The following is a 6,608-nucleotide window of genomic DNA, read 5'->3' as shown; positions in this document are numbered from 1 at the left end:
ATCCTGGAGTAGGCCCGCCATGGTCGCCCTTCCCCACCCCGCCCCCACCGGCACGGCGCTGCGGCGCGAGGGCTTGACGGTCTTCGTGCGCGGCCTTCAGGTTCAGGCCGGCATCGGCGTTTATGACCACGAGCACGGGCGTCTGCAGACCCTGGTCATCGACGTGACGCTGGAGCTGGGCGGCGTCCCGCCGATCGAGCGGCTGGCCGACACCATCAACTATGAGACCGTGGCCGAGGCGGCGCGGGCCATCGTCGCGGCCGGCCATGTCGGCCTGGTCGAGACGTTCGCCGAGCGGCTGGCCCTGGCCTGCCTGGACGACGCGCGGGTGCGGCGCGTCACCGTCAGCATCGACAAGCCGGGCGCCCTGGACGGCGCGGCGGCGGCGGGCTGCGCCCTGACCCTCGCCAGATAGACCCCGATAGCGTCACGAACGGTTGCGCCGCCGCATCGGCCCCGGCATTGTCGGCCCAGGACGAAAGGCGCGCGGCGCCGGAGGATTCCATGGCCGCAGACGGCGACACCCAGCGACCGGACCCGACGAGCGCGCCGGCGCACGATCCGGACGACGGCATCGGCTTCTGCACGCCCGCCTCGCTGGCCGCCCGCCCGCTGGACCCTGAGCCTGCCCCCCGGCCAGAGCCGGAACCCGCGACGCTGGCGGAACCCATGGCCGCCCCGCGCATAGAACCGATCATGAGCGACCCGATCACGCCCGCCTTCATCACTGCGCCAGACGTTCGACCTGCACCCCGCAAGGACGCCGCGCCCGTTCCGCTGGGCCTGTATGCGGTCTATGCCCTGATCCTGTTCGCCGTGCCGACCTTCGGAGCCTCGGCCCTGCTGGGGCTGCTGGCGGTGACGGGGCGCGAGGCGCCGGCCGATCCGCTGGCCGCCAGCCACTTTACCTATCAGCAGCGCAGCCTGTGGGCCGCCGCCGTGGCCGCCGCGGCAGGCGCCATCCTGATCGTCGTCGGCATGGGCGTCTTTGTCCTGTTCCTGACGGCCATCTGGCTGCTGGTGCGGGGCGCCGCAGGGGTGCTGAAACTCAAGGCCGGGCGGGCGATCGCCGATCCGCGCGGCTGGTGGATCTGAAGGAACCGACACCATGACCGACCAGCCCCGCTTCGAATCCGGCCACGCCGCCGAGGGCAAGGTCCCGGCCCTGATCGCCTGGGCCCTGTTCATCCTGTCGATCCCCAGCGCCAACGTGCTGGTGCTGATCGGCCTGATCGTCGCCTACGCCAGCCGGACCTCGGCCACGGGGGTGGCGCGGGCCCATATCGAGGCGCAGATCCGGCTGTTCTGGTCCGTCTTCTGGTGGACCATCGCCGCCTGGGTCGGGATCATCATCAGCGGCCTTCTGTCGGTCGTCCTGATCGGCATCCCCTTCCTGTTGGCCTTCTGGCTGTTCTGGTTCCTGATCAGCGTCTGGTTCACGGTGAAGAGCGTGCTGGGCCTGCTGGCTCTCCTCGGCGACCGGAATCCCTGAGGGAACCCCGCAGCCCTGAACGGCTTCCCGTCACAGACCTTCGGAGGCCCCATGAGCGACTTCATCGACCACGCCGACGACCGGCGCTTTGAACAGACCTTCGCCGATGCGGACGGGGCCCCGCGCCCCGTCTGGGCCGACTACGCCGTGCGCGGCGACGAGCGGGTCATCCTGCACGTCGAGGCGGACCCGGCGCTGCGCGGCACCGGCGCCGCCGGCCGCTTCATGCAGGCCCTGGCTGACCACGCCCGCGCCCAGGGCCTGAAGCTGAACCCCCACTGCAGCTACGCCGTCGCCTGGCTGAAACGGCACCGCGAGTACGAAGATATCGTCGCTTAGGCCCACCGCCCTTCGGGCTGCTTGAGGCCGGGTCCGCGCGAAGCGCCAGGGCCGCGTCGGGTCGAGAAGGCGGAGCCTTCTGACCGCGGCCCTGGCATCATGGATGGTTCTTGGCCAGGATGGCCTTGATGGTCTCGGCCTTGTTGGGCAGGTCCTCGGCCAGGCGCGAGGCCATTTCGCGGGCGCCCACGGGATAGGCGTCGCCGCCCTCGGCGATCTCGCGGGCCATCTGGGCCGCCTGCAGCAGCAGGGCGTCCAGCGCCTCGACCTGCTCATAGGCCAGGGCCCGCGCCTCAAGCTGCAGGCGCTTGACCCGCTCGGCCGTGGTCTCGGGCGTCTTCATCAGGTCATAGACCGCCGCCTCGGGCGAGGCGACCACCCGCAGGGCAGGCCGGGATTCGGAATCGTTACTGCTGGACTTGGACATGGGGGCTTTGTCTCCATCGTCAGCATGCCGCATTTTCGCCGCGATCGCCGCAGTCCGTTTACAGCCAAGGTCACGGTTTCCCCGCCCTGTGGCGCCGCCGCATCATCACTTCCGACAGGCCTGTGCCGGGGTGATACAAAAAGCGGGTCTGAAAGGTCTGATTTCATACCCGCGCCGCGAAAAACAGGGTCTGATTAGTCTGATTAGTCTGAAACCGGAGCGCCGGGCGGCGGGTGAAAGCCCGACCCGGAAGCCGCCCAGGCGGCAGTGAAGCACGCGCCGACGTCAGAAGCGGACGCGAGGACCCAGCATCCACGCGAGCTCGGCCGGGTTACGCGCGGCTGACCCTCGGCCTCAGGCAGGCCGAGGGCCGCACGTCAATTCGGCATAGACAGCCCCCTAGCTCTCGCTATGGTCGAAGCTGAGCAGGACAAATGAAGGACACTAGATAGTGGGTGCGCTAGTTGGCTAAGAAGCTTCCCAACAAGCTGAAATTGAAGCCGGGGCTCAATATCGGAACTGCTGGAGCAGAGACCGATGACGCTTTCCTGCATGAAAGCTTTCTGCAAACTGGATTCTTCGACGCGGCGTTGAGTGCACGTGATCCACGCTTTCTCGTCGTAGGCAGAACGGGATCAGGGAAAACAGCGCTTCTGAATATGGTAGAGAGGACATCGCCACATGTTGTCCGGATCGACCCTGTTGAGCTTCATTTTCAGCACATCGCAAACTCGAACATCGTGGGCTTTATATCGTCACTAGGCGTCCGCATCGAACCATTCTTCGAAATGTTGTGGCGGTACACCTTCGTGGTCGAGCTCATTAGAGCGCGCTTCAACATACAAGATGCAGCCGGCGCAAAGAATATTTTTGAACGCTTAGGAATTAAAACTAAGCGTGCCAGGGCACTTGATTTACTTAAAAATCTATCTCCAGAGTTCTGGAAATCTATAGATATCAGGGTTACTGAAGCAAACAAAACACTCGAACGCAGTGTAAAGGGAGCTTTAGGTGGGAAAATTGCTGACCTAGATATATCAGCTGAGGGCGTTTCACGCCTAACGGATCAAAAAAAGGTTGAGTACCGCCAGCGCGTGGAGCAGATTCTTGGATCTGAGCAACTTGCAGCATTGAGAGAGGCGATTAAATTCTTAGCCGAGGAGGTATTTGATGATGATCAGAATATATACTATGTCATCATAGATGATTTAGATAAAGAGTTTGCTGAAGATGATATGAGGGTTCGGCTTCTAAAAACTCTTGTCGAGACCATTCGCAGCATGAGGCCGGTTAGGAATGTCAAATTTCTTGCGGCCATACGCACAGATTTGCTTGATTTGGTCTTTGAAAAGACGCGTGACGCATCCTTTCAGCAGGAAAAGTACGAAGACGACATTCTAAATGTAACATGGACGCCCAACGACCTGTTTGAGGTTGTTAACCGAAGAATTAATCTTTTGTTTAAGCGTGTATACACGAAGGACAAGGTTGATTTTTACGATCTCTTCTCGGAGGAGGTCAACAGAAAGCCTACCCGAGAGTATATTATTGAAAGAACACTTCTGCGTCCAAGGGATTGCATCCTGTTCGTGAACAAGTGTTTAGACAAAGCACAAAATTCCACATCTATAACAGCATCTCATGTGAAGCTTGCGGAAGCAGATTACAGCGCAAGCCGATTTATATCTCTTAGAGATGAGTGGGGCTCGGTATACCCAAGGCTGGATCTGTACGTTAAGCCTCTTCGACAAAAGTTAGCAAATTTTCACCTGAGGGAAGTAGAAGAGGCCGCTATATACGATCTATTATTGGAGTTAGCGGCGGCAGGGCAGGACACATCTGATCGTCTCACAGCACATGCGATCACAGAGTATGAACGCAAGGAAGCCGACGTGGTTGGTTTCAGGGCGAAATGGGCAAAGGTGCTCTTTCAGGTTGGCGTTCTGGGTGTGAAGCCCGCGCCCAATGTGACGATGATGTGGAGTTTTCGCGATAGAGTGACTGTCAGTGACGCAACGTTCCAGCCGAATGTGCTGCTGAATGTTCACCCGATATTTTGGCATGAGCTCGGATCAAAACCTCCCCAGCACGCATAGCTAAATGCCATTCCCTACCGCCCCTTCCTGAACGCCTCCGCCTTCTCCTGCGCCGCTTCCTTCCGCCAGCGCTTCGGCGCTGACGCGTCCACCTCCTCGCCCGCGCCGGTCAGGGCTTCGTTGGCGAATTCGAGGTCGAGGAGTTTCATCTTCTTGATCTCGTCGCGCAGGCGGGCGGCTTCTTCGAATTCCAGGTTGGCGGCGGCGTCGCGCATGCGGCCTTCCATGTCCTTCAGGGCGGCCTGGAAGTTGGAGCCGACGAAGGGTTTGGCGTCCTGTTTGACGCCGGGGGCGGTCAGGCGGTCGAGTTCGCGGGACTCGTACGGGCTGTCCATGATCTCCTTGATGTCGCGCTTGACCGTTTCGGGCGTGATGCCGTGTTCGAGGTTGTAGGCCTGCTGCTTTTCGCGGCGGCGGTTGGTCTCGGCGATGGCGCGCTCCATCGAGCCGGTCATGCGGTCGGCGTACAGGATGACGCGGCCGTCGACGTTGCGGGCGGCGCGGCCGATGGTCTGGACCAGGCTGGTCTCGGAGCGCAGGAAGCCCTCCTTGTCCGCGTCCAGGATGGCGACCAGGCCGCATTCGGGGATGTCCAGCCCCTCACGCAGCAGGTTGATGCCGATCAGCACGTCGAAGGCGCCCAGACGCAGGTCGCGCAGGATCTCGATCCGTTCCAGCGTTTCGACGTCGGAGTGCATGTAGCGGACGCGCACGCCCTGTTCGTGCATGTATTCGGTCAGGTCCTCGGCCATCTTTTTCGTCAGGACGGTGACCAGGCTGCGATAGCCGGCGCGGGCCACGGCCTTGACCTCGTCGATGACGTCGTCGACCTGGTTGCGGGTGGCGCCGGAGACGGGGCGGATCTCGACCGGGGGGTCGATCAGGCCGGTGGGGCGGATGACCTGTTCGGTGAAGACGCCGCCGGTGCGCTCCATCTCCCACGGGCCGGGAGTGGCGCTGACGAAGACCGTCTGGGGCCGCATGGCGTCCCATTCGTCGAACTTGAGCGGACGGTTGTCGATGGCCGACGGCAGGCGGAAGCCGTATTCGGCCAGGGTCGATTTGCGCCGATAGTCGCCGCGATACATGGCGCTGATCTGGCCGACGGTGACGTGGCTTTCGTCCACGAACAGCAGGGCGTTGTCGGGGATGTATTCAAAGAAGGTGGGCGGCGGCTCGCCCGGCGCGCGGCCGGTCAGCCAGCGGGAATAGTTCTCGATCCCGGCGCAGGAGCCGGTCGCCTCCATCATCTCCAGATCGAAGCGGGTGCGCTGCTCCAGCCGCTGGGCCTCCAGCAGCTTGCCGTTCTCGACCATCCAGTCGAGCGTCTCCTTGAGCTCGGCCTTGATGCCGTTGACGGCCTGATTCAGCGTCGGGCGCGGGGTGACATAGTGGCTGGCGGCATAGACGGTGACCTCGGTCAGGTCGGCGGTCTTCTTGCCGGTCAGGGGGTCGAACTCCTGAATCGACTCGATCTCGTCGCCGAACAGGCTGACGCGCCAGGCGCGGTCCTCAAGGTGGACGGGGAAGATTTCGAGGGTGTCGCCGCGTTTGCGGAACATGCCGCGTTCGAAATTCAGGTCGTTGCGCTTGTATTGCAGCGCGATCAGGTCGGCGCGCAGCTTGGCCTCGTCGATCTGATCGCCGACCTTCAGGGTGAAGGTCATGGCGGTATAGGTCTCGACCGAGCCGATGCCGTAGATGCAGGAGACCGAGGCGACGACGATGACGTCGTCCCGCTCAAGGATCGCGCGGGTGGCCGAGTGGCGCATCCGGTCGATCTGCTCGTTAATCGAGCTGTCCTTCTCGATATAGGTGTCGGTGCGGGGCACATAGGCCTCGGGCTGATAGTAGTCGTAGTAGCTGACGAAATACTCGACCGCGTTGTCGGGGAAGAAGCTCTTGAACTCGGAATAGAGCTGGGCGGCCAGGGTCTTGTTGTGGGCCAGGATCAGGGCCGGGCGCTGGGTCTGTTCGATCACCTTGGCCATGGTGAAGGTCTTGCCCGAGCCGGTGACGCCCAGCAGCACCTGTTCGCGGTCGCCGGCCTGGGCCTGCTGCACCAGTTCGGCGATGGCGGCGGGCTGGTCGCCGGCGGGCTGGTATTTCGTCTCCAGCCGGAAGGGGATGCGCTTCTTGCCGTCCGGCCGCGACGGGCGGTGCGGCACCCAGTCGGCGGGGGCGCCGGGCGCTTCTTCCGGCGTCAGGCGGGGGCCGGTGACGGGGGCGAACATGGGCATCTTATCCGACTTGC

The 6,608-nt window shown here is 62.7% G+C and carries 7 protein-coding genes; 5 read left to right on the top strand and 2 right to left on the bottom strand.

The genetic code is table 11. The annotated features are described in order from the left end of the window. Window positions 1–19: 19 nt before the first annotated feature. The 4 genes from folB (at window position 20) to EON91_RS13660 (ending at window position 1,831) form a co-directional block, all read left to right on the top strand. Window positions 20–415: a dihydroneopterin aldolase gene (folB, locus tag EON91_RS13675; protein WP_292095818.1), complete on the top strand. Its 396-nt coding sequence runs from the start codon at window positions 20–22 to the stop codon at window positions 413–415. Window positions 416–504: 89 nt separating this feature from the next. Then, the gene (locus tag EON91_RS13670) at window positions 505–1,095 is read left to right on the top strand and encodes a hypothetical protein (protein ID WP_292095815.1); all 591 of its coding nucleotides are present in this window, start codon (window positions 505–507) and stop codon (window positions 1,093–1,095) included. Between the two features lie 13 nt (window positions 1,096–1,108). Then, window positions 1,109–1,492 (top strand): hypothetical protein, encoded by a 384-nt coding sequence (locus EON91_RS13665; protein ID WP_292095813.1) that lies wholly within the window; start codon window positions 1,109–1,111, stop codon window positions 1,490–1,492. Window positions 1,493–1,543: 51 nt separating this feature from the next. Continuing rightward, a complete protein-coding gene (locus EON91_RS13660; protein WP_292095811.1) occupies window positions 1,544–1,831 on the top strand; it encodes a GNAT family N-acetyltransferase in 288 nt (95 codons plus the stop codon). A 97-nt stretch (window positions 1,832–1,928) separates the two neighbouring features. Here the strand turns inward: EON91_RS13660 and EON91_RS13655 are convergent, their stop codons facing one another. Beyond that, complete coding sequence (locus EON91_RS13655) at window positions 1,929–2,258, bottom strand: hypothetical protein (protein WP_292095809.1); 330 nt, start codon at window positions 2,256–2,258, stop codon at window positions 1,929–1,931. 464 nt (window positions 2,259–2,722) lie between these two features. Between EON91_RS13655 and EON91_RS13650 the strand changes: the two genes are divergently transcribed. Next, a complete protein-coding gene (locus tag EON91_RS13650; RefSeq protein ID WP_292095806.1) occupies window positions 2,723–4,354 on the top strand; it encodes a hypothetical protein in 1,632 nt (543 codons plus the stop codon). A gap of 14 nt (window positions 4,355–4,368) precedes the next feature. Here the strand turns inward: EON91_RS13650 and uvrB are convergent, their stop codons facing one another. Next, window positions 4,369–6,594, bottom strand: coding sequence for an excinuclease ABC subunit UvrB (uvrB, locus tag EON91_RS13645; protein WP_292095817.1), 2,226 nt, complete (start codon window positions 6,592–6,594; stop codon window positions 4,369–4,371). Window positions 6,595–6,608 lie beyond the last annotated feature (14 nt).

Origin of the sequence: Brevundimonas sp., assembly GCF_004210735.1 — a bacterium.
GTDB lineage: Bacteria > Pseudomonadota > Alphaproteobacteria > Caulobacterales > Caulobacteraceae > Brevundimonas.
Note: the sequence above shows the minus strand (reverse complement) of the source record. Positions and strands in the feature narration are given on the sequence as shown.

Coding starts and splice junctions, on each gene's coding strand:
- EON91_RS13655 (WP_292095809.1), bottom strand. CDS start 2,258: ATGTCCAAGTCCAGCAGTAACGATTCCGAATCCCGGCCTGCCCTGCGG.
- EON91_RS13665 (WP_292095813.1), top strand. CDS start 1,109: ATGACCGACCAGCCCCGCTTCGAATCCGGCCACGCCGCCGAGGGCAAG.
- EON91_RS13660 (WP_292095811.1), top strand. CDS start 1,544: ATGAGCGACTTCATCGACCACGCCGACGACCGGCGCTTTGAACAGACC.
- EON91_RS13670 (WP_292095815.1), top strand. CDS start 505: ATGGCCGCAGACGGCGACACCCAGCGACCGGACCCGACGAGCGCGCCG.
- uvrB (WP_292095817.1), bottom strand. CDS start 6,594: ATGCCCATGTTCGCCCCCGTCACCGGCCCCCGCCTGACGCCGGAAGAA.
- folB (WP_292095818.1), top strand. CDS start 20: ATGGTCGCCCTTCCCCACCCCGCCCCCACCGGCACGGCGCTGCGGCGC.